At 55.0% G+C, this 23,280-nt stretch carries 20 protein-coding genes and 1 riboswitch; of the genes, 8 read left to right on the top strand and 12 right to left on the bottom strand.

Going from position 1 to position 23,280, the window contains the following annotated elements:
- Window positions 1-5: 5 nt before the first annotated feature.
- Window positions 6-836, bottom strand: coding sequence for an NAD(+) diphosphatase (nudC, locus tag ABRZ26_RS23315; RefSeq protein WP_319606482.1), 831 nt, complete (start codon window positions 834-836; stop codon window positions 6-8).
- Window positions 837-940: 104 nt separating this feature from the next.
- Here nudC and rsd point away from each other — a divergent pair, with 104 nt between their 5' ends.
- From rsd to thiH, 7 genes are all read left to right on the top strand, one after another.
- A complete protein-coding gene (gene rsd, locus ABRZ26_RS23310; RefSeq protein ID WP_319606481.1) occupies window positions 941-1,408 on the top strand; it encodes a sigma D regulator in 468 nt (155 codons plus the stop codon).
- Window positions 1,409-1,558: 150 nt separating this feature from the next.
- Window positions 1,559-1,701, top strand: a riboswitch (TPP riboswitch).
- A 112-nt stretch (window positions 1,702-1,813) separates the two neighbouring features.
- A complete protein-coding gene (gene thiC / locus ABRZ26_RS23305; protein WP_319606480.1) occupies window positions 1,814-3,763 on the top strand; it encodes a phosphomethylpyrimidine synthase ThiC in 1,950 nt (649 codons plus the stop codon).
- Window positions 3,760-4,410 (top strand): thiamine phosphate synthase, encoded by a 651-nt coding sequence (gene thiE / locus ABRZ26_RS23300; RefSeq protein ID WP_319606479.1) that lies wholly within the window; start codon window positions 3,760-3,762, stop codon window positions 4,408-4,410. Before thiC ends, thiE begins: the two co-directional genes overlap by 4 nt.
- A 1-nt stretch (window position 4,411) precedes the next feature.
- Window positions 4,412-5,161: a HesA/MoeB/ThiF family protein gene (locus tag ABRZ26_RS23295; protein ID WP_319606478.1), complete on the top strand. Its 750-nt coding sequence runs from the start codon at window positions 4,412-4,414 to the stop codon at window positions 5,159-5,161.
- Window positions 5,158-5,358, top strand: coding sequence for a sulfur carrier protein ThiS (thiS, locus tag ABRZ26_RS23290; RefSeq protein WP_319606477.1), 201 nt, complete (start codon window positions 5,158-5,160; stop codon window positions 5,356-5,358). The genes ABRZ26_RS23295 and thiS overlap by 4 nt, the downstream gene beginning before the upstream one ends.
- A gap of 1 nt (window position 5,359) precedes the next feature.
- Window positions 5,360-6,142, top strand: coding sequence for a thiazole synthase (locus tag ABRZ26_RS23285; RefSeq protein WP_319606476.1), 783 nt, complete (start codon window positions 5,360-5,362; stop codon window positions 6,140-6,142).
- Complete coding sequence (gene thiH, locus ABRZ26_RS23280) at window positions 6,142-7,272, top strand: 2-iminoacetate synthase ThiH (protein WP_319606475.1); 1,131 nt, start codon at window positions 6,142-6,144, stop codon at window positions 7,270-7,272. The genes ABRZ26_RS23285 and thiH overlap by 1 nt, the downstream gene beginning before the upstream one ends.
- Window positions 7,273-7,462: 190 nt before the next feature.
- On the opposite strand, the gene ABRZ26_RS23275 is transcribed toward thiH, so the two are convergent.
- Window positions 7,463-8,881 (bottom strand): aminotransferase-like domain-containing protein, encoded by a 1,419-nt coding sequence (locus ABRZ26_RS23275; protein ID WP_319606474.1) that lies wholly within the window; start codon window positions 8,879-8,881, stop codon window positions 7,463-7,465.
- 173 nt (window positions 8,882-9,054) lie between these two features.
- Between ABRZ26_RS23275 and ABRZ26_RS23270 the strand changes: the two genes are divergently transcribed.
- A complete protein-coding gene (locus tag ABRZ26_RS23270) occupies window positions 9,055-9,228 on the top strand; it encodes a DUF1127 domain-containing protein (RefSeq protein WP_319606473.1) in 174 nt (57 codons plus the stop codon).
- Between the two features lie 75 nt (window positions 9,229-9,303).
- Here the strand turns inward: ABRZ26_RS23270 and shiA are convergent, their stop codons facing one another.
- From shiA to ABRZ26_RS23220, 10 genes are all read right to left on the bottom strand, one after another.
- On the bottom strand, window positions 9,304-10,641 hold the full coding sequence (gene shiA / locus ABRZ26_RS23265; RefSeq protein ID WP_319606472.1) for a shikimate transporter: 1,338 nt from the start codon (window positions 10,639-10,641) through the stop codon (window positions 9,304-9,306).
- A 111-nt stretch (window positions 10,642-10,752) separates the two neighbouring features.
- The gene (rpoC, locus tag ABRZ26_RS23260) at window positions 10,753-14,976 is read right to left on the bottom strand and encodes a DNA-directed RNA polymerase subunit beta' (RefSeq protein WP_319606471.1); all 4,224 of its coding nucleotides are present in this window, start codon (window positions 14,974-14,976) and stop codon (window positions 10,753-10,755) included.
- Between the two features lie 106 nt (window positions 14,977-15,082).
- Window positions 15,083-19,111, bottom strand: coding sequence for a DNA-directed RNA polymerase subunit beta (gene rpoB, locus ABRZ26_RS23255; RefSeq protein ID WP_319606470.1), 4,029 nt, complete (start codon window positions 19,109-19,111; stop codon window positions 15,083-15,085).
- A 330-nt stretch (window positions 19,112-19,441) separates the two neighbouring features.
- Window positions 19,442-19,807 carry a 50S ribosomal protein L7/L12 gene (gene rplL, locus ABRZ26_RS23250; protein WP_048636584.1) on the bottom strand — a complete coding sequence of 122 codons (366 nt, stop codon included), beginning with the start codon at window positions 19,805-19,807 and terminating at the stop codon, window positions 19,442-19,444.
- Between the two features lie 66 nt (window positions 19,808-19,873).
- Window positions 19,874-20,371, bottom strand: a complete 498-nt coding sequence (rplJ, locus tag ABRZ26_RS23245) for a 50S ribosomal protein L10 (protein ID WP_137714957.1) — start codon at window positions 20,369-20,371, stop codon at window positions 19,874-19,876.
- Between the two features lie 327 nt (window positions 20,372-20,698).
- Window positions 20,699-21,403, bottom strand: coding sequence for a 50S ribosomal protein L1 (gene rplA / locus ABRZ26_RS23240; RefSeq protein WP_319606469.1), 705 nt, complete (start codon window positions 21,401-21,403; stop codon window positions 20,699-20,701).
- Between the two features lie 3 nt (window positions 21,404-21,406).
- Window positions 21,407-21,835, bottom strand: a complete 429-nt coding sequence (gene rplK / locus ABRZ26_RS23235) for a 50S ribosomal protein L11 (protein WP_048636587.1) — start codon at window positions 21,833-21,835, stop codon at window positions 21,407-21,409.
- A 159-nt stretch (window positions 21,836-21,994) separates the two neighbouring features.
- Window positions 21,995-22,540 carry a transcription termination/antitermination protein NusG gene (gene nusG / locus ABRZ26_RS23230; protein WP_319606468.1) on the bottom strand — a complete coding sequence of 182 codons (546 nt, stop codon included), beginning with the start codon at window positions 22,538-22,540 and terminating at the stop codon, window positions 21,995-21,997.
- A gap of 1 nt (window position 22,541) precedes the next feature.
- Window positions 22,542-22,925 carry a preprotein translocase subunit SecE gene (secE, locus tag ABRZ26_RS23225; protein WP_319606467.1) on the bottom strand — a complete coding sequence of 128 codons (384 nt, stop codon included), beginning with the start codon at window positions 22,923-22,925 and terminating at the stop codon, window positions 22,542-22,544.
- Window positions 22,926-23,163: 238 nt separating this feature from the next.
- Window positions 23,164-23,280: EF-Tu C-terminal domain-related protein (locus tag ABRZ26_RS23220; protein WP_199379605.1), on the bottom strand; the 117-nt coding region annotated here is incomplete at its 5' end.

Raw genomic sequence — 23,280 nt, 5'->3', positions numbered from 1 at the left:
ATCCTTTAGTCATCATCCTGGCGCGTGCTGCCGTCGCCGTCGATTGTAACATGGTCGTTACCGTTCTCATGATAAGCGCGACATAGCGCCACCGTGTCCTCAATCAGTCGGCGGGCCACGGTACCCGGCGGCGGTAAGAGAGGCAATTGATCATAGCGAAACCAGCCGGCATCACGCAGCTCCGACGGATCGTGATGCACTTCGCCGCCGGCATAGTCCGCCATAAAGGCCATCATCAGCGAATGCGGAAAAGGCCAGGGTTGGGAACTGATATAACGCAGGTTTTTGACCTCAATGCGACTCTCTTCCATGACCTCGCGAGCCACCGTCTGTTCCAGCGTTTCGCCCACTTCGACAAACCCGGCCAGCACGGTATACATATTGCCGCGGTGCCGGTTATGCTGCGCCAGCAAAATCTCATCGCCCCGTCGGATCGCCACGATGATGCAAGGCGCGATCTGCGGATAATAACGCTCCTTGCAATGCAGACACAGGCAGGCCAGCTCCGTTTTACTGCGCACCATTTCGTGGCCGCAGTAGCCGCAGAACTTGTGAGCGCGATAAAATTCCGCCAGTTGCACGCCCCGTCCCGCCATTTGGAAAAGCCCGGCGTCCTGATCGATCAATTGGCGCACCGAGGTCATGTCGACATCCCGGTTCTGACAAACCAGCCACATCGGTTGTCCTTGCCATTCGCCTATTTTGCGGGCGGCTTCACCCTGTAATGACCAATTGTCCGCCGTTCCCTGCGGTAATTCTCCTTGAGGAAGCCATATTTGATTTGCGTGACTGACAACCCACCAGCCTGTTTCGTCACCGTTTAACCTTTGTTCCATACCTGCGATTGCTCCTCTATCACTTCACTGGTTCTTTACCATTCCGTGCGATTTAGCTAACGTGCATAACCAACGGCTATTTTTTATCATTCACGGAGCCAAAAATGCTAAACCAGTTACAAAGCCTGACTGAACTCGTCGGTGGCAATAATGCGTTAATCGACCAGTGGCTACAAGCGCGTAAACAGCTCCTGATTGCTTACTACCATCTGGTTGGCATCAAACCCAACAAAGACGCCTATTCACGCCTTGATGAAAAAGCGCTGGATAATTTTCACCAGTATCTGGTTGATTATCTTTCCGCCGGTCACTTTCATGCCTATGAACGGGTATTGCAGGAGGCCGCTACCCTGAGCGAACAAAAGCTGTCGCAGTCTGAAAAAATTGATTTTGCCTTGCAAAACAACACGCAGCAGATTATGGACTGCTATGACAGCCACCTGGCGACCTCCATCGATCACGATAACTGCATGGCATTCCAACAGGCGCTGTCCGCCATCGGCGAAACGCTGGAAGAACGTTTTACGCTGGAAGATAAGATGATCCGGCTGGTTTGCGATAATCAGCGATAGCGTCGATGATAAACCCATCGCGACCCGGCTGAAAATCTTGGCCCAGTGAGTGGAATGCGGCATTTCTTCACAGATAGGCCGCACGGCCTTTGACATGTACTGGTTGTCGGCCTACAGTGTCATCGTTGTAATCAGCCCGCTAATCGTGGGGCTATCTTGTCGGAGTGCCCAGCGCGTTTGCGTTGCCTGCTTTTTCAGCAAGCAATAAAAATGCACGGGCTGAGACCGTTAATTCGGGATCCGCGGAACCTGATCGGGTTAATACCTGCGAAGGGAACAAGAGTAATGTGCCTGATGAAACCCTGGACGTCGTCTTCGCGTTGACCCTCACGGCATCAATTTTGTTATTACTCCCTCCGAACTCCAGACAAGCAATTTTCCCTTTACGTATTACAGGAACTTGCTATGTCTACAGAAAATTCTCGTTCAACATCGCCCAAAAGCAGCCGTCGTGAGCAGCGGGCCGCCGCCCAGAAATTTATCGATTCGTTGCAGGGGATGGCATTTCCCAATTCCCAGCGTATTTACCTCACCGGTCAGCGTGAGGATATCCGCGTCCCGATGCGTGAAATCCAGCTCAGCCCGACGCTGATCGGCGGCAGTAAGGATAACCCGCAATACGTCGCCAATGAACCGATCCCGGTTTATGACACCGCCGGGCCGTACGGCGATCCGGCCTTGTCTCCTGATGTGCGCGTCGGATTGAATCGTGTGAGAGAGCGCTGGATCGCCGAGCGTAACGACACGGAAGCGCTGCCGGGCGTCAGTTCCGACTTCACCCAACAGCGTCTGGCCGACGCCGGTCTCGACCATCTCCGTTTCGAACACCTGCCGCGTCCGCTGCGCGCTAAACCGGGAAAATGCGTCACCCAGCTGCACTATGCCCGTCAGGGCATCATCACCCCGGAAATGGAGTTTATCGCCATCCGTGAAAACATGGGACGCGAACGTATTCGCGGCGAGGTGTTGCGCCAGCAGCACGCCGGTCAGAGCTTCGGCGCCAACTTGCCGGAGAACATCACGCCGGAGTTCGTGCGTCAGGAAGTCGCCGCCGGTCGCGCCATCATTCCATCCAATATCAACCACCCCGAATCCGAACCGATGATTATCGGCCGTAATTTTCTGGTAAAGGTGAACGCCAATATCGGCAACTCCGCCGTCACCTCCTCCATCGAAGAAGAAGTCGAAAAACTGGTGTGGTCCACCCGCTGGGGCGCAGACACGGTGATGGATCTCTCCACCGGGCGCTATATCCATGAAACCCGCGAATGGATCCTGCGCAACAGCCCGGTGCCGATCGGCACGGTACCCATTTACCAGGCGCTGGAAAAAGTGAACGGCGTAGCGGAAAACCTGACCTGGGAAATGTTCCGCGATACCCTGCTGGAGCAGGCTGAACAGGGCGTCGACTATTTTACCATTCACGCCGGCGTGCTGCTGCGCTATGTCCCGATGACCGCCAAACGGCTCACCGGCATCGTATCCCGCGGCGGCTCAATCATGGCGAAGTGGTGCCTGTCGCATCATAAAGAGAGCTTTTTGTACGAGCATTTCCGCGAAATCTGTGAAATCTGCGCCGCCTATGACATCGCGCTGTCGCTGGGCGACGGCTTACGTCCCGGTTCGATTCAGGACGCCAACGATGAAGCGCAGTTCGCAGAGCTGCATACGCTGGGCGAACTGACCAAAATCGCCTGGGAATACGATGTACAGGTGATGATTGAAGGCCCCGGCCATGTGCCGATGCAGATGATCCGCCGCAATATGACCGAAGAGCTGGAACACTGCCACGAAGCCCCGTTCTATACGCTTGGCCCGCTGACCACCGATATCGCCCCCGGTTACGACCACTTCACTTCAGGTATCGGCGCGGCGATGATCGGCTGGTTCGGCTGCGCCATGCTCTGCTATGTGACGCCGAAAGAACACCTCGGGCTGCCTGACAAAGAGGACGTCAAGCAAGGGCTGATTACCTATAAAATCGCCGCCCATGCCGCCGACCTGGCGAAAGGACATCCCGGCGCGCAAATTCGCGATAACGCCATGTCTAAAGCGCGCTTCGAGTTCCGCTGGGAAGACCAGTTCAATCTGTCGCTCGATCCCGAAACCGCCCGCGCCTATCACGATGAAACCCTGCCGCAGGAATCCGGCAAGGTGGCCCACTTCTGCTCCATGTGCGGGCCGAAATTCTGTTCCATGAAAATTTCGCAGGAAGTGCGCGATTACGCGGCAAAACAGGAAGCCGAAGCCAAACCGATTGAAGTGGGCATGGCGCAAATGTCGGAAGCCTTTCGCGCGCAGGGCGGCGAGCTGTACCACAGCGCCGCCGGCCTGCAAACGGAGGAAAGCAAATGACAACCGGGCAAGCCTCGACACCCTTTCCCCCCACTGCGCCCCGGCTTGGCCTTTATCCGGTGGTGGATAGCGTAATGTGGATTGAACGCCTGCTCGGCGCGGGCGTTAAAACGATCCAACTGCGCATTAAGGATCGGACCGATCAACAGGTCGAACAGGACGTCATTCAGGCCATTGCGCTGGGCCGCCGGTATCAGGCGCGATTGTTTATCAATGATTACTGGCGACTGGCCGTAAAACATCAGGCGTACGGCGTTCATCTCGGCCAGGAGGATCTGGACACGGCCGATCTTGCGGCCATTAAACAGGCCGGCCTGCGCCTCGGCGTCTCCACCCACGACGATCGGGAATTGGCGCGCGCGATAGCCATCAATCCTTCCTATATCGCGCTGGGACATATCTTCCCTACTCAGACCAAAGAGATGCCCTCGGCGCCGCAGGGAATTACAGAGCTGACGCACCATGTGGCGGAGCTTGGGGAACGTTTTCCAACCGTCGCCATCGGCGGCATCAGTCTGGACAGGGTTCCCGCGGTACTAGCCACCGGCGTGGGCGGCATTGCCGTGGTCAGCGCCATTACCCGGGCGCCGGACTGGCGCAAGGCGACGGCGGCCCTGCTGCGTATGATAGAAGGGCGGGAGGTGTAACGTGCTCAGCGATCAAGAATTTCTGCGCTACAGCCGACAACTGCTCCTGGAGGACATCGGCCCTGAAGGCCAGGAAAAGCTCAAGTCCGCCAGCGTCTTGCTGGTGGGGCTGGGCGGGCTGGGCGCCCCCGCATCGATGTATCTGGCCGCCGCCGGCGTCGGCACGCTGTTATTAGCGGATGATGACGCGCTGCATCTTACCAATCTTCAGCGTCAAATCCTCTACCGCACGACGGATATCAATCAACCCAAGGCCGAGCTGGCGCGACGGCAGTTGCAGGCATTAAACCCGCACGCGGAGATCGTCGCCCTGACGGAAAGACTGGGCGGCGAAACGCTGCGTCAGGCGATCAGCCGCGTCGACGTGGTGCTGGATTGCAGCGACAACATGGAGACCCGCCATGCGGTTAACGCCGCCTGTATCCGCGCCGGCAAACCGCTGGTCAGCGGCAGCGCCGTCGGTTTCAGCGGACAGTTGCTGGTGCTTACGCCGCCCTACAACCACGGTTGCTACGCCTGCCTGTACCCTGATGCGACGGAGCCGCAGCGCAATTGCCGCACGGCGGGCGTACTCGGCCCGGTGGTCGGCGTCATCGGCACGCTACAGGCGCTGGAGGCAATCAAACTCCTGGCCGGCTTGCCGTCGGCGTTGAACGGCAAGCTGCGTCTGTTCGACGGCAAACAACAAAGCTGGAACACCTTGCAGCTCACCCGCTCGCGTCATTGTCCGGTCTGTGGAGAGCCGGCATGAAAATTACCCTCAACGACCAGACTATCGAGCTGGCGGACAGCCTAACCGTCGAAGCGCTGCTGATACAGTTAAACCGCCTGCAACCCGGTACGGCGCTGGCCATCAATCAGACCATTATCCCTCGTGACGCCTGGACTCGGCATCAGATTCAGGACGGGGATGATATTTTGCTTTTTCAGGCAATTGCGGGAGGATGATATGTTACACATTGCCGATACCACCTTTACATCCCGGCTGCTGACCGGCACCGGAAAATTCGCCACCCCTGAAATTATGTTGGCCGCCCTGCGCGCTTCCGGCTCGCAACTGGTCACCATGGCGATGAAACGCGTTGACCTGAAAGGCGGCAACGACGCGATTCTGGCGCCGTTGCGCCAGCTTGGCATCAAGCTGCTGCCGAACACCTCCGGCGCCAAAACGGCGGATGAAGCGGTGTTTGCCGCCCGACTGGCGCGTGAGGCGCTGGGTACCCATTGGGTAAAGCTGGAAATTCATCCGGATATGAAATACCTGCTGCCCGATCCGATAGAAACGCTGAAAGCCGCCGAACGTCTGGTCAAAGACGGCTTCGTCGTGCTGCCTTACTGCGGGGCGGATCCGGTCTTGTGCAAGCGGCTGGAAGAGGCGGGATGCGCCGCCGTCATGCCGTTGGGCGCGCCGATTGGTTCCAACCAGGGGCTGCAAACCCGTGATTTCCTGCGCATCATCATCGAACAGGCGCGCGTTCCTGTCGTGGTGGACGCCGGGATCGGCGCGCCCAGCCATGCGGCGGAGGCATTGGAGATGGGCGCGGATGCCGTGCTGGTCAATACCGCCATCGCCGTCGCCCGCGATCCGGTCAAGATGGCGCAGGCATTCAGAACCGCGGTTGAAACCGGCGAACTGGCTAATCAGGCCGGACTGGGCAGCAAACAGTACACCGCCAGCGCCACCAGCCCGCTGACCGGCTTCCTGCATCCGCAAACGGAAGGAGCGCGCTGATGACAACCGACTTTCAAACCGTCTGGCAGCGGTTGGACTGGGACGACCTCACTTTGCGGATCAACAGCAAAACCGCGCGGGATGTTGAGCAAGCGCTGGCCGCGGCTCGGCCCGATCGGGAAGATTTTATGGCGCTCATCTCCCCCGCCGCCGCCCCCTATCTGGAACCGCTGGCGCAACGGGCGCAGCAGCTTACCCGCCAGCGCTTCGGCAACACGGTCGGCTTCTATGTCCCCCTCTACCTGTCCAATCTGTGTTCCAACGACTGCTCCTACTGCGGCTTCTCCATGAGCAACCACATCAAGCGCAAAACGCTGGATGATGCGGAGATCCTGCGCGAATGCGCCGCGATCAAGGCGCTGGGCTTCGATAGCCTGCTGTTGGTGACCGGCGAGCATCAGCGTAAGGTAGGTATGGATTACTTCCGCCGGGTCTTTCCGCTGATCCGTCCGCATTTCAGCGCGCTGATGATCGAAGTGCAGCCGCTGGCGCAGGAAGAGTACGCCGAGCTGAAAGGACTGGGGCTGGACGGCGTGATGGTGTATCAGGAAACCTACCATCCGGCGACCTATCAGCAGCACCATCTGCGCGGACAGAAACAGGATTTTTACTGGCGCCTGGCCACGCCGGATCGTCTTGGCCGCGCGGGGATCGACAAGATCGGGCTGGGGGCGCTCATCGGCCTGTCCGACAGTTGGCGAACCGACTGCTATATGGTGGCGGAGCACCTGCTTTATCTACAGCAAACCTACTGGCAGAGCCGTTTTTCCGTCTCCTTCCCTCGGCTGCGTCCCTGCGCGGGCGGTATCCAACCCGCCTCGCTGATGGATGAGGCGCAACTGATGCAGGTGATCTGCGCCTTCCGCCTGCTGTCGCCGGATATCGAACTGTCGCTGTCGACTCGTGAGTCGCCGTTCTTCCGCGATCATGCGGTTCCCATCGCGATAAACAACGTCAGCGCTTTTTCGAAAACCCAGCCCGGCGGCTATGCCGACGACCACCCCGAGCTGGAACAGTTCTCGCCGCATGACGCCCGCCGGCCGGAAGAAGTCGCCCAGGCGATTATACGGGCCGGATTACAGCCGGTATGGAAAGACTGGGATGGTTATCTGGGGAGACGCTCGCAATAGGCAATGCCGCTTGCCAAGCCGGAAAACATTTCCCGGTAAAGGTTCGCAAAATGCAGACTGCCCTGTCGTCGCGATGCAGACCAATGGGTAAAGTAGCGGCGTCGGCATGCCGCCGGCCGGAGCGTTCGCCGCTCTGCACGCCAACCCGCCGATACGGTTACGTATCGGCCCCTCCCCGACCAAAAGGTTGTCAAGCGTCGTTCATCATCCGGCTGACGGTTTCCCCCAGGATACGCAGTCCTTTGCCGGTTTCGTCGGTGAACGGCAAGGCATAATTAAGTCTCAGACAGTTACGGTATTTCCCCGAAGCCGAAAATAACGATCCGGCGGCAATCTGAATACCGGATTTACGCACCTCACGGTTAAGCCGCAGCGAATCAAAAAACTCCGGCAACTCTATCCACACCAGAAATCCGCCCTGTGGGCGGCTGACGCAAATGCCGCTGGGGAAATAGTGACGCACCCAGCAGGTAAATACATCAAGATTACACTTATACTGCATGCGCATACGGCGTAGATGAGGCTGATAGTGGCCCTGCCGGATAAATTCCGCTACCGCCAGTTGCGTATGCGAAACCGTATAGCCGGTACCGATATATTTGGTATGCACAACGCGCTCAAGATAACGACCCGGCGCGATCCAGCCGACGCGCAGACCCGGCGCCAGATTTTTGGAAAAAGAGCTGCACAGTAATACCCGACCATCTTCATCAAAAGACTTGATGGTTCTTGGACGAGGGTAGTCATAGGTAAGCTCGCCATAGGCATCGTCTTCGATAATGGCGAGATCGAAGCGCTGGGCCAGGATGATCAACTCTTTTTTATACTTGTCGGGCATAATGAAACCCAGCGGATTATTGCAGGTCGGCACCAGCAGCAAGGCTTTGATCGGCCACTGCTCCAACGCCAGCGTCAGCGCATCCAGACTAATGCCGGTGACGGCGCAGGTCGGGATTTCGATCGCTTTCACCCCTAATCCACGCAGGATCTGCATGGTGCCGGGAAACGCGGGAGATTCGACCGCCACGATATCGCCGGGTTGGCATACCGCGCGCACCGCGGTAAACAGCGCCTCCTGACAGCCGGTGGTGATCACAATATCATCCATCGTCAGTTGGCAGCCGCTGTCCAGCGTCAGACGAGCGACCTGCTCGCGCAGTTCAGGCATGCCATACATATTGTCATACGCCAGCACCCGTTCATCCTGCTGCTGACATAGACGACCCAGCGCTTTCCACAGCGGTTTCACCGTTGACTGGCTTACATCAGGCATCCCGCTGCCAAAGTTGAACGCACTGTTCGCAGGGCAATCGTTAAACAACTCCCGCACGGACTCCCACTGGGTGATCTCAACCGGGCGCTGGGCCGGACGCGTCAATCCCGGAACCGGCGGCGGCGCCTTGCGGGATGCGACAAAATAGCCCGATCGCGGTCGCGGCGAAATAAGTTGCCGGGATTCCAGCAGATGGTAAGCCTGCTGTACGGTGCTGATACTGACGCCGTGTTCCAGACTCAATGCTCTAACCGACGGCAGGCGTTCGCCGCTTTGATACAGCCCCTGTTCAATGCGCTGCGCCAGCAGAGAAGCCAGATGTTGGTAACGCGTCATGTGTATCATTCCTCATGAATGATTAAATCAATAACCAGTACAGATTAAGAAGAAAAAGACCATTCAGATGCAATATCCCATAATCTGTATGTTAAAAAAAGACATTTTCTGAGTCTGTATCGAATCGGTTTTCCCTCGCATCATAGTGCAAGGCAATCAGCAAGGGGGAAAGCATGGAACATCAGACAAAGCGCTTGAGAAACGCACTGCGGTCAATATTGATCCGGCCCTATCAAAAATGGAAAAAGTGGCGTCTTAAAGTGCTAACCCGTAGGTCATTGCTGCGCATGAATGATGAAAGGCTAAGGGATATCGGGCTGACGCGAGACGATATAGATCGTTTTTAATGCAGACACGCCGTGACGGCGCTCGGTTTATGAAGCCGATACAGAAAATCTCAGATCTGTATCGGCTCTGTTTTATCAGTCTAACTTTTGCGGCTTCATTCGCATCCCGACGATAGCCGACAACAGGCAACCTACCGCAAGATAAGTGGCGACGCCGTGCCAGGAACCGCCTAAAACCTCCACCAGCAATACGGCGATAAACGGCGTAAACCCGCCGCCGACCACGCTGGCCACCTGATAACCGACGCCGGCGCCGCTGTAGCGATAGGCGGTGCCGAACAGCTCGGTAAACATCGGCTGCTGCACGCTGACGATCATATCGTGGGCGATATTAGCCAGCATGATGGCGAAAAACAGTATCCACAGGCTGGCGTGCGCCTCCAGCGCCATAAAGAAAGGAAACGCGCTGACCGCGCCGATCAGGGCGCCGGTGACGTAAATACGCCGCCGGCCGAAACTGTCGGCCAGACGGGCGAAAAGAGGAATAGACAAGCAACTGATCCCGCCCACCAGCAGACTGATATTAAGAAACAGCTCCCGCGGCATCCCCAAATTGGTGGTGGAATAATTAAGCGCGAAGGCGGTGACGATATACATGGTCAGCAGCTCCCCCAGGCGCAGGGCGATGATCAGCAAAAATGCCTTAGGGTGTTTACGCAATGCTTCAACAATCGGAAACGAACGTTTTTTGCCCGTTTTTTCCTGTTGTTTTTTATTGGCGGCCACAAACTCCCGGGACTCTTCCATCCCGGAACGGATCCACCAGGCTATCGCCACCAGCACCGTACTGAATAGAAACGGCAGACGCCAGCCCCAGTCGATGAATTCCTCATTCGTGGTGTGGTGACTGACCAGAGAAATCGATCCCGTCGCCAGCAACAGGCCGACGCCGTATCCAACCTGTACGCCGCTGCTGTAGAACGCTTTTTTCTTTTTAGGCGCATTTTCTACTGCCAGCAGCGCCGCACCGCCCCATTCGCCGCCGACGGCAAATCCCTGAATCGCGCGCAATGTCACCAGTAATACCGGCGCCCACCAGCCAATGCTGTCGAACGTGGGCAGAAAACCAATAAGCGCAGTGGATAAGCCCATCGTCCAGACGGTAATCATCAACATACGTTTGCGGCCCAGCTTATCGCCAAAATGACCGAAGACAATTCCGCCCAGCGGCCGGAATAAAAAACCTACCCCAAAAGTACCAAATGCCGCCAGCGTACCCATGGCGGGACTGATCTGAGGGAAAAACTCAATGTTAAAAACCAAAGCGGCGACAATGCCGTAAAGCAAAAAATCATACCAATCCACCACCGCGCCGATAAAGCTGCCCCAGGCAGCCCGTCGGGCTCGCCCTGCGGTCGGGCGAGCGGCGGTTCCAGCCGCCGATGCAGGTATTGATGTTGTCGAGGAATCCATGTCTATCTCGCTGTCTATCAGGTAAAACAAAAAGCCCCGGCTTTAGCGGCCAGGGCTTTCAGCAACGGAACCGCCCCCTAAGGAGCGGTTTTATACGGTGCTTAGCAACGATTATTCGTCGTCGCTGTTACCGAAGCCAGCGTTGAGCAGTTCAGCCAGGTTGGCGGAGGCTTCATCAGCGCTCACCTGAGGCACGACTGGCGCCTCGCCTGCCTGACGGCGACGCATGCGATCCTGATGGTACGCATAACCGGTACCCGCCGGGATCAAACGGCCAACGATAACGTTCTCTTTCAGGCCACGCAGTTCATCACGTTTACCGGCAACCGCCGCTTCAGTAAGAACACGCGTGGTTTCCTGGAACGAAGCCGCGGAGATGAAGGACTCGGTCGCCAGAGATGCCTTGGTGATACCCAGCAGATCGCGGCTGAAGGTCGCCGGGATCTTGCCATCCGCTTCCAACTGACGGTTGGCAATCTTGACGCGAGAAACTTCCGCCTGCTCGCCTTCCAGGAATTCCGTGCTGCCCGCGCTAACGATGGTGCCTTTACGCAGCATCTGACGAACGATAACTTCGATGTGTTTATCGTTAATCTTAACGCCTTGCAGACGGTAAACTTCCTGAACTTCGTTGGTGATGTAACGCGTTACCGCATGTACGCCACGCAAACGCAGGATGTCGTGCGGCGATTCCGGACCATCGGAAACCACGTCGCCGCGCTCTACGCGTTCGCCTTCAAACACGTTCAGTTGACGCCACTTAGGAATCATCTCTTCGTACGGATCGCTGCCATCCAGCGGCGTGATCACCAGACGACGCTTGCCTTTGGTTTCTTTACCGAACGAGATAACCCCGCTGATTTCCGCCAGGATTGCCGGTTCTTTCGGACGACGCGCTTCGAACAGGTCGGCAACGCGCGGCAGACCACCGGTAATATCCTTAGTACCGCCGGATTCCTGCGGAATACGCGCCAGAGTGTCACCCGCGCCGATCTTCACGCCATCTTCCAGTTGAACAATCGCTTTACCCGGCAGGAAGTATTGGGCGGGCATATCGGTACCCGGGATCAATACGTCTTCGCCTTTGTCATCAACGATTTTCAGCGCCGGACGCAGATCTTTACCGCTACCGGTACGCTCTGCGCTATCCAGAACCACGATGGAAGACAAGCCGGTCAGTTCGTCGGTCTGACGGGTAATCGTCTGACCATCGATCATGTCCGTAAAGCGAATATTACCGCTCACTTCACTGATAACCGGCATGGTATGCGGATCCCAGTTAGCAACGGTTTCGCCGCCGTTAACATCAGAACCGTCGTTCTTCGCCATGATCGCACCGTAAGGCACTTTATAGCTTTCTTTGGTACGGCCGAATTCGTCGATCAGCTTCAGTTCGGTATTACGCGAGGTAATAACCGGTTTACCGTTGCTGTTGACCACGAACTTGGCGTTTTCCAGTTTCAGGCTACCTTTGTTTTTCACCTGAATGCTGGACTCAGCCGCCGCACGCGATGCCGCACCACCGATGTGGAAGGTACGCATGGTCAGCTGTGTACCCGGTTCACCGATAGACTGCGCCGCGATAACCCCGATAGCTTCACCCTTGTTAATCAGGTGACCGCGCGCCAGGTCGCGACCGTAGCACTTGGCGCACACGCCGAAGTCGGTTTCACAGCTAACGACGGAACGCACTTTAACGGCGTCAACGGAGTTCTCTTCCAGCAGATCACACCATTGCTCGTTCAGCAGGGTGTTACGCGCAACCAGAATATCCGCCGTACCCGGCTTGATAACGTCTTCAGCCGTGACACGACCCAGAACACGCTCACGCAGCGGTTCTTTAACATCGCCGCCTTCGATAACCGGGGTCATCATGATACCTTCATGCGTGCCGCAATCATCTTCGGTCACCACCAGATCCTGCGCCACGTCAACCAGACGACGGGTCAGATAACCGGAGTTCGCGGTTTTCAATGCGGTATCCGCCAGACCTTTACGCGCACCGTGCGTAGAGATGAAGTACTGGAGTACGTTCAGACCTTCACGGAAGTTCGCGGTGATCGGCGTTTCGATGATGGAGCCGTCCGGCTTCGCCATCAGACCACGCATCCCCGCCAACTGACGAATCTGCGCCGCGGAACCACGCGCGCCGGAGTCGGCCATCATAAAGATGCTGTTGAAGGAAACCTGCTGTTCCACTTCGCCATTACGGTTAACCACGTCTTCAACCGACAGGTTTTCCATCATCGCCTTGGCGACACGTTCGTTGGCCGCGGCCCAGATATCGATAACCTTGTTGTAACGTTCGCCGGCGGTAACCAGACCGGATTGGAACTGTTCCTGAATCTCGGCGACTTCGGTTTCGGCTTCTTCGATGATCCCGGCTTTCTTCGCAGGGATAACCATGTCGTCGATACCAACGGACGCGCCGGAACGGGCCGCGTAGGCAAAACCGGTGTACATGATCTGGTCGGCAAAGATAACGGTCGGCTTCAGACCCAAAATGCGGTAACAGGTGTTCAGCATTTTGGAGATCGCTTTTTTACCCAGCGGCTGGTTCACAATTGAGAACGGCAGGCCTTTCGGTACGATCATCCACAGAATGGCGCGACCGACGGTGGTATCAATAATGCTGGTCTGATGCGTGATTTCGCCTTCAATACTCTTGATCTCTTCCGTAATACGCACTTTCACGCGCGCATGCAGAGAGGCCAGGCCGGCGCGGTAAACGCGTTCGGCTTCTTTCGGCCCGGTCAGCACCATGCCTTCGCCCTTGGCGTTGACACAGTCGCGAGTCATGTAGTACAGGCCCAATACCACGTCCTGAGAAGGCACGATGATGGGATCGCCGTTCGCCGGTGACAGAATGTTGTTGGTGGACATCATCAACGCACGCGCTTCCAACTGGGCTTCCAGCGTCAGCGGTACGTGAACGGCCATCTGGTCGCCGTCGAAGTCGGCGTTATACGCGGCGCAAACCAGCGGGTGCAGCTGAATCGCCTTACCTTCGATCAGTACCGGTTCGAACGCCTGGATACCCAAACGGTGCAGCGTCGGCGCACGGTTCAGCATGACCGGGTGTTCGCGAATCACTTCGTCCAGGATATCCCAAACGACGGCTTCTTCACGCTCAACCATTTTCTTGGCGGCTTTGATCGTCGTGGCCAGGCCACGCAGTTCCAGCTTGCCGTAAATGAACGGTTTGAACAGTTCCAACGCCATTTTCTTCGGCAGACCGCACTGGTGCAAACGCAGGTATGGACCAACGGTGATAACCGAACGACCGGAGTAGTCGACGCGTTTACCCAGCAGGTTCTGACGGAAACGTCCCTGCTTACCTTTGATCATGTCGGCCAGCGACTTCAGCGGACGCTTGTTGGAACCGGTGATCGCACGACCGCGACGACCGTTATCCAGCAGCGCATCGACCGCTTCCTGCAACATACGTTTTTCGTTACGTACGATGATGTCAGGCGCAGCCAGATCCAGCAGGCGTTTCAGACGGTTGTTACGGTTAATGACGCGACGATACAGATCGTTCAGGTCAGAGGTGGCGAAACGACCGCCGTCCAGCGGCACCAGCGGACGCAGATCCGGCGGCAACACAGGCAGCACGGTCAGGATCATCCACTCCGGTTTGTTGCCGGACTGAACGAACGCTTCCAGCAGCTTGATACGCTTGGTCAGCTTCTTGCGTTTGGTTTCGGAGTTGGTTTCATTCAACTCTTCGCGCAACTGTTCGCATTCCTGTTCCAGATCCATGTTTTTCAACAGGGCCTGAATGGCTTCCGCACCCATCTTGGCGTCGAATTCGTCGCCGAATTCTTCCAGCGCATCCAGATACTGCTCTTCGGTCAGGATCTGACGCTTTTCAAGATTGGTCATGCCGCCTTCGACCACCACATAGGATTCGAAGTACAGCACGCGTTCGATATCACGCAGCGGCATATCCAGCAGCAAACCGATACGGGACGGCAGTGATTTCAGGAACCAGATATGCGCGGTGGGAGACGCCAGCTCGATGTGGCCCATACGCTCACGGCGTACTTTGGTCTGGGTCACTTCAACGCCGCACTTCTCACAAATAACGCCGCGGTGTTTCAGGCGCTTATACTTACCGCACAAGCACTCATAGTCTTTTACCGGCCCAAAGATACGGGCGCAAAAAAGGCCGTCGCGTTCTGGTTTGAACGTACGGTAGTTAATGGTTTCTGGCTTTTTAACTTCACCAAAAGACCACGAACGGATCATGTCTGGCGAAGCCAGAGCAATTTTGATCGCATCAAACTCTTCGGTTTTAGTTTGCGCTTTCAGAAACTTTAATAAGTCTTTCACGGATTGGCTCCTGTCGGAGTTAGACCTGCCAGGCACCTGAACCCTGCCGTTAAAAACAAGGTTCAGGTGCCCCTATGACGAACGCCAGCGACACAACGGGCTGGAATTACTCTTCTTCCAGCTCGATGTTGATACCCAGCGAGCGGATTTCTTTCAACAGTACGTTGAAGGATTCCGGCATGCCTGGTTCCATCTGATGATTGCCATCCACGATGTTCTTATACATCTTGGTACGGCCGTTCACGTCATCGGATTTAACCGTCAGCATTTCCTGCAAGGTATAGGCTGCACCGTAAGCCTCCAGCGCCCACACTTCCATCTCACCGAAGCGCTGACCACCGAACTGAGCTTTACCACCCAGCGGCTGCTGAGTAACCAGGCTGTAAGAACCGGTGGAACGGGCGTGCATTTTGTCGTCGACCAGGTGGTTCAACTTCAGCATGTACATGTATCCCACGGTAACCTGACGCTCAAATTGCTCACCAGTGCGTCCGTCGTACAACGTAATCTGACCGGAGGTCGGGATGCCGCCCATTTGCAGCAGTTCCTTGATCTCTTTCTCTTTCGCGCCGTCGAATACCGGCGTTGCAATCGGCATACCTTTTTTCAGGTTCTCAGCCAGACGCATCACTTCTTCGTCGGAGAAAGTGCTCAGGTCTACTTTCTGGCGGACATCGTCGCCCAGATCGTACGCTTTCTGAATGAACTCACGCAGTTTGGCCACTTCTTCCTGCTGCTTCAGCATGGCGTTAATTTTCTCACCAATGCCTTTCGCCGCCATACCCAGGTGGGTTTCCAGAATCTGACCGATGTTCATACGTGAAGGTACGCCCAGCGGGTTCAGCACGATGTCGACCGGCGTACCGTTCTCATCGTAAGGCATATCTTCGATCGGGTTGATCTTGGAGATAACACCCTTGTTCCCGTGACGACCGGCCATCTTGTCGCCCGGTTGAATCCGACGTTTAACGGCCAGATAAACCTTAACGATTTTCAGCACGCCCGGCGCCAGATCGTCGCCCTGAGTGATCTTACGACGCTTGGCTTCAAGTTTTTTCTCAAACTCATGCTTCAGTTCGTCGTACTGTTCGGCCAACTGTTCCAGCTGATTTTGTTTCTCTTCATCAGTCAGGCCCAGTTCCAGCCAGCGCTCACGCGGCAGTTTTTCCAGTTTGTCCGCTTCCACGCCGCCGGAAACCAGCACCGCATGGATACGGGCAAACAGACCGGCTTCCAGGATTTGCAGTTCTTCAGTCAGGTCTTTCTTGGCCTGCTTGAGCTGCATCTCTTCGATTTCCAGCGCACGTTTGTCTTTTTCCACGCCGTCGCGGGTAAAGACCTGTACGTCGATAACCGTACCGGAAACGCCGTTCGGCACGCGCAGAGAAGAGTCCTTCACGTCGGAAGCTTTTTCACCGAAGATTGCTCTCAGCAATTTCTCTTCCGGCGTCAGTTGGGTTTCGCCTTTTGGCGTCACCTTACCGACCAGAATATCGCCGCCGGTCACTTCCGCACCGATATAAACGATGCCGGATTCATCCAGTTTGGACAGCGCCGCTTCACCCACGTTCGGGATATCCGCCGTGATCTCCTCAGGCCCCAGCTTGGTGTCGCGCGACACGCAGGCCAATTCCTGAATATGAATACTGGTGAAGCGATCTTCCTGCACCACGCGCTCGGAAACGAGGATGGAGTCTTCGAAGTTGTAACCGTTCCACGGCATGAACGCCACGCGCATATTCTGACCCAGCGCCAGTTCACCCAAATCGGTGGACGGACCGTCAGCCAGCACATCGCCGCGTTCAACCGGCTCGCCCAGAGATACGCAAGGCATCTGGCTGATGCAGGTATTCTGGTTCGAACGGGTATATTTGGTCAGGTTGTAGATGTCGATCCCAGCTTCGCCCGGATACATTTCATCGTCGTTAACGCGGATCACGATACGCGACGCATCGACATACTGAACGGTACCGCCGCGTTTCGCGACCGCCGTTACACCGGAGTCAACCGCAACCGCACGTTCCATACCGGTCCCTACCAGCGGCTTATCGGCGCGCAGAGTCGGAACGGCCTGACGTTGCATGTTCGCACCCATCAATGCGCGGTTGGCGTCATCGTGTTCCAGGAAGGGAATCAGCGACGCACCGACGGAGACCACCTGCTGGGTGGATACGTCCATATATTCAACCTGATCGCGGCTGAATAAGCTGGACTCGCCTTTATTACGGCAGGTAACCAGTTCATCAATGAAGTGGCCGTCTTCGTCCAGGTTGGTGTTCGCCTGGGCGATAACGAAGTTGCCTTCTTCAATCGCGGACAGATAATGGATTTCATCGGTTACCGCATTATCACGCACGCGGCGATAAGGCGTTTCCAGGAAACCATACTCGTTAGTCTGCGCATACACGGACAGGGAGTTGATCAGACCGATGTTCGGACCTTCCGGCGTTTCGATAGGACATACGCGACCATAGTGGGTCGGGTGTACGTCTCGAACTTCAAAGCCGGCGCGTTCGCGGGTCAGACCGCCCGGACCCAGTGCGGAGATACGACGTTTGTGCGTAATCTCGGACAGCGGGTTGTTCTGGTCCATAAACTGCGACAGCTGGCTGGAGCCAAAGAACTCTTTCACCGCCGCCGAAATCGGCTTGGCGTTGATCATGTCCTGCGGCATCAGGGTGTCGAGGTCGCCCAGGGAAAGACGCTCTTTCACCGCACGCTCTACGCGCACCAGACCGACGCGGAACTGGTTTTCAGCCATTTCGCCGACGGAACGGATACGACGGTTGCCGAGGTGGTCGATATCATCCACTTCGCCTTTGCCGTTACGGATATCAATGAGCTTTTTCATCACATCGATGATGTCTTCTTTGCTCAGGATACCGGAACCTTCGATTTCGTCGCGCAGCAGAGAACGGTTGAACTTCATCCGACCGACCGCAGACAGGTCATAGCGATCTTCAGAGAAGAACAGATTCTCGAACAGCGTTTCCGCCGCTTCGCGTGTCGGCGGCTCGCCGGGACGCATCATGCGGTAAATTTCCACCAGCGCGCTCAGGCGATCGCTTGAGGGATCGACACGCACGGTTTCCGACATGTACGGACCGTGATCCAGATCGTTGGTGAACAACGTCTCAATACGCTTGTGACCGGATTGGCTGAGCTTCGCCAGCAGATCCAGCGACAGTTCCATATTGGCGGTGGCGATCAGTTCGCCAGTGCTTTCATCGACGTAATCTTTAGCCAGCACTTTACCGACGATATATTCAACCGGGACTTCAATACGCTCAATGCCGTCTTTTTCCAACTGGCGGATATGACGGGCAGTAATGCGGCGGCCTTTTTCGACGTAAACTTTGCCTTCGGCTTCAATGTCGAAAGATGCGGTTTCACCGCGCAGACGCTCAGGCGTCAGATCCATCTGCAATTTGTTGCCATTGATTTCATAGACAACTTTATCGAAGAACAGATCCAGAATTTGCTCGGTGGAGTAACCCAGCGCGCGCAGGATGATGGTCGCCGGCAGTTTACGGCGGCGGTCGATACGGACAAACAGGTTATCTTTCGGATCGAATTCGAAATCCAGCCAGGAACCACGGTAAGGAATAATGCGTGCGTTATACAGCACCTTACCCGAGGAGTGGGTTTTACCCTTGTCGCTGTCGAAGAATACACCCGGACTACGGTGCAACTGAGAAACGATAACACGCTCAGTACCGTTGATCACGAAAGTGCCGTTGTCGGTCATGAGCGGAATTTCGCCCATGTAGACTTCTTGCTCTTTGATATCTTTAACGGTGCCTTCAGGCGCTTCACGCTCGTAAATCACCAGGCGCAATTTGACGCGCAGCGGCGCAGAAAATGTCACGCCACGGATTTGACATTCTTTAACGTCAAATACCGGCTCACCCAGGCGATAGCTAACGTATTGCAGCTCTGAATTACCGCTATAGCTTTGTATGGGGAAAACAGAACGGAATGCAGCTTCCAAACCGTACTGACCTTCCGGATCTTGCTCGATAAACTTCTGGAACGAGTCAAGCTGGATAGAAAGGAGATAAGGCACGTCCAGCACTTGCGGGCGTTTGCCAAAATCCTTACGAATGCGTTTTTTCTCGGTATAGGAGTAAACCATAGGGTTCCTCAGCTCGCTGAAAAGTCGAACCACTCTGTCCGTCCTAGCAAAGGACAGGTCATGCAACACTATTTCTGTCTATCGGAAAATGAAGTCCTTTCCGTAATACATCTTTCTATTACTCTTAAACCATTTCATTGCTCTTGCTCAGGCAGGGAACCCGGACAGGGAAGCAGTATATTAAGTCGTCAATAGAAAAATATATTGGGGGTAAAATCAATGGCGGAATAGTGTGAAATACCATTGATGCCCTACAGCGCAAAAAGGCTGGTGACCAAAAAGTCACCAGCCATCAGCCTGATAAATCAGGCTGCAACCTGGAAAGTTGGCTTATTTAACTTCAACTTCTGCGCCAGCTTCTTCCAGTGCTTTCTTCAGAGCTTCAGCGTCGTCTTTGCTGATGCCTTCTTTCAGAGCGGCCGGAGCGGATTCAACCAGATCTTTGGCTTCTTTCAGGCCCAGACCAGTTGCGCCACGTACTGCTTTGATAACGGCAACTTTGTTGCCGCCGATAGCTTTCAGTACAACGTCGAACTCAGTTTTTTCTTCAGCAGCTTCAGCCGGGCCAGCAGCAACAGCTACAGCGGCGGCAGCGGAAACACCGAATTTTTCTTCCATAGCGGAAACCAGTTCAACAACATCCATTACAGACATAGCTGCTACTGCTTCCAGAATTTGATCTTTAGTGATAGACATAACAATTGTTCCTAAGAATCAGAAATAGTTTATACGTTAGCAAGTGCGGTAGCGAAAAAAGGGCGATTAAGCCGCTTCTTTCTGATCGCGTACAGCAGCCAGAGTGCGAACCAGTTTGCCGGCAGCGGCTTCTTTCATGGTCGACATCAGACGTGCCAGTGCTTCTTCGTAAGTCGGCAGCGTTGCCAGACGGTCAATTTGCGCCGCCGGGATCAGCTCACCTTCAAAGGCTGCAGCTTTGACCTCGAATTTTGCATTCGCTTTCGCGAATTCTTTGAACAGACGAGCGGCAGCGCCCGGGTGTTCTAAAGAGTATGCAATCAGGGTCGGACCAACAAACGTGTCTTTCAGGCATTCAAATTGAGTGCCTTCAACAACGCGGCGCAGCAGCGTGTTACGAACAACACGCATGTAAACGCCAGCTTCACGACCTGCTTTACGCAGTTCAGTCATTTTATCTACGGTCACGCCGCGGGAATCCGCAACAACCGCAGACAGCGCACCTTTGGCTACTTCGCTGACTTCAGCAACAATCGCTTGTTTGTCTTGAAGATTTAATGCCATTAGCTTTTGCTCCTGGATTTAGCCGGAGGAAACCTCCGGAACTCACATCACTTATCGCCAAAATGGAAATAAGCGTTGAAACACGGTGAGCAGAATCCAGCAAAGACAATCTTTAATATTCTTTAACAAATAAAGAAAAAAATGTTCTTCAGGCTCTGTCACCGTCTACGCAGGAAAATTAAGTCTTTTGCAAGACACCTGCGGTCTTGGACGGAGGCCTGGATAGGCCAGGCTCCAACCGAAAATTCTTCTTTAATTCCGCTAACGGAACAACGGGCGTAAGATTATAGGTAAATCCCACGCCCGAGTAAAGCGAAACAAAAGCTATCAGGCTGTTACAGTATTCAGACCGCTTTGGTCAACCGCAACGCCTGCGCCCATGGTGGTGGACAGGCTGACTTTCTTGATGTACACGCCTTTCGCCTGAGACGGTTTGGCTTTTTTCAGCGCAACCAGCAGAGCTTCCAGGTTTTCTTTCAGTTTGTCAGCATCGAAATCAACCTTACCGATAGTGGTATGGATGATGCCGTTTTTGTCGTTACGATAACGAACCTGACCTGCTTTGGCGTTTTTAACCGCTTCAGCAACGTTAGGGGTTACAGTACCCACTTTCGGGTTTGGCATCAGGCCGCGAGGACCCAGAACCTGACCTAATTGGCCAACAACGCGCATAGCATCCGGAGATGCGATGACCACGTCAAAGTTCATTTCGCCTTTCTTGATCTGATCGGCCAGATCTTCCATACCCACCAGTTCAGCGCCGGCAGCTTTAGCCGCTTCAGCGTTGGCACCCTGGGTGAAGACCGCGACGCGAACGGAACGACCGGTGCCGTGCGGCAGAACGGTTGCGCCACGAACGTTTTGATCAGATTTACGTGCGTCGATGCCGAGGTTAACGGCAACGTCCACGCTTTCTACGAATTTAGCAGTGGCCAGCTCTTTGAGCAGGGCAACGGCTTCGTTGACGTCGTATTGTTTAGTTACATCAACTTTGTCACGGATCACGCGCATGCGCTTGGTCAGCTTAGCCATTTATTAACCCTCCACTACCAGGCCCATGGAACGAGCAGTACCTTCGATGGAACGCGCCATGGCTTCCACGTCGGCACCAGTCATGTCCGCAGCTTTGGTTTCTGCGATTTCACGAACCTGAGCACTCGTTACTTTACCCACTTTGTCTTTGTTCGGCTTGCCGGAACCAGACTTGATACCCGCCGCTTTTTTCAGCAGAACGGCCGCCGGAGGCGTTTTGGTAACAAAGGTAAAAGAACGGTCAGAATAAACGGTAATAACAACCGGAATCGGCAGACCTTTTTCAACGCTTTCAGTTTTAGCATTGAACGCCTTACAGAATTCCATGATGTTTACGCCTTGCTGACCCAGAGCCGGACCTACCGGTGGGCTTGGGTTAGCCATACCAGCCGCGACTTGCAGCTTGACATAGGCTTGTACTTTCTTAGCCATTTAACTTTCCTCGAATGGGTGATAGCGCCTGGAAAAGGCTCCCCGTGGTTTAATACATTTCAGATGCCGTTTCAGACCCCTGAAAACAAAAGGCGCGAAATTATAGATTAATTTCGCGCCAGATACAAGCAACTATTCTCAGCAATCGGGATGAATCGCTTACCCTTTCTCGACCTGACTGAAGTCGAGTTCTACCGGCGTCGCACGACCGAAGATCGAAACAGACACTTTCAGGCGGCTTTTTTCATAATCCACTTCTTCGACTACGCCATTAAAGTCTGCAAACGGACCGTCATTGACGCGCACCATTTCACCGGGTTCAAACAGCGTTTTCGGACGCGGCTTATCACCCACTTGCTGGAGGCGATTCATGATCGCGTCGACTTCTTTATCGCTGATAGGCGCAGGACGGTCGGAAGTACCGCCGATAAAACCCATGACGCGCGGCACGCTACGCACCAGGTGCCAGCTCGCATCTTCCATCGCCATCTGAACTAACACATAACCGGGGAAGAATTTACGCTCGCTCTTACGACGCTGGCCGCCGCGAATTTCAACCACTTCCTCTGTCGGCACCATAACTTCGCCAAACAGATCTTCCATATTGTGCAATTTGATATGCTCACGCAGCGACTGAGCCACGCGGCCTTCAAAACCAGAAAACGCCTGAACGACGTACCAACGTTTTTTTGGGGCTTCAGACATCTTAGAACCTCAGGCCAGTGATAAACGATACCAATCGGACCAGAATACCATCCAGCCCCCACAAAATCAGTGACATCACGGCAGTAACCGCGGCAACGATTAACGTGGTGTGTAACGTTTCCTGACGAGTCGGCCAAATCACTTTACGTACTTCGGTACGGGCTTCACGGGCAAACGTTACTGTTGCTTTACCTTTTGCGGTCAGCAATGCCACGCCACCGGCGGCAGCAATCAGGATAACAACAGCTAATGCGCGCAGCGGCAGACTAATATCACGGTAGTAATAGTTGCCGACGATCGCAACAACCAGCAATACGGCTACTACCAGCCATTTAATCGCTTCCAGGCCACGCCCGCTCCCCTGAGCTTCGGTATTCGCACTCATAAACCAACCTGTCACAATGATTCAGACAAATAACTTTGCCCCGCAAAGCAGGGCAAACCAAACCGAAAGATGTTCTGTAAACGAATAATTCGGTATTTACGCCGTATCTACAGAGCCTATCTCACCAATGATTATATTCCATAATCGCTGATGAGATAGGTTCTACCACATGACAGCGTAGAAAAAGGGCATCAAATGATGCCCTTTTATCGCGTGTCGCGTCAAACGTTATCAGCGATTAAGCGATAACTTTAGCAACAACGCCCGCGCCAACGGTACGACCGCCTTCACGGATAGCGAAACGCAGACCGTCATCCATTGCGATCGGCGCAATCAGGTTAACAACCATCTTGAT

This window comes from Brenneria sp. L4-2C, from assembly GCF_040240335.1.
Classification (GTDB): domain Bacteria; phylum Pseudomonadota; class Gammaproteobacteria; order Enterobacterales; family Enterobacteriaceae; genus Brenneria.
The sequence above is the reverse complement of the archived record's forward strand: the minus strand, read 5'-3'. Positions and strand labels throughout refer to the sequence as shown.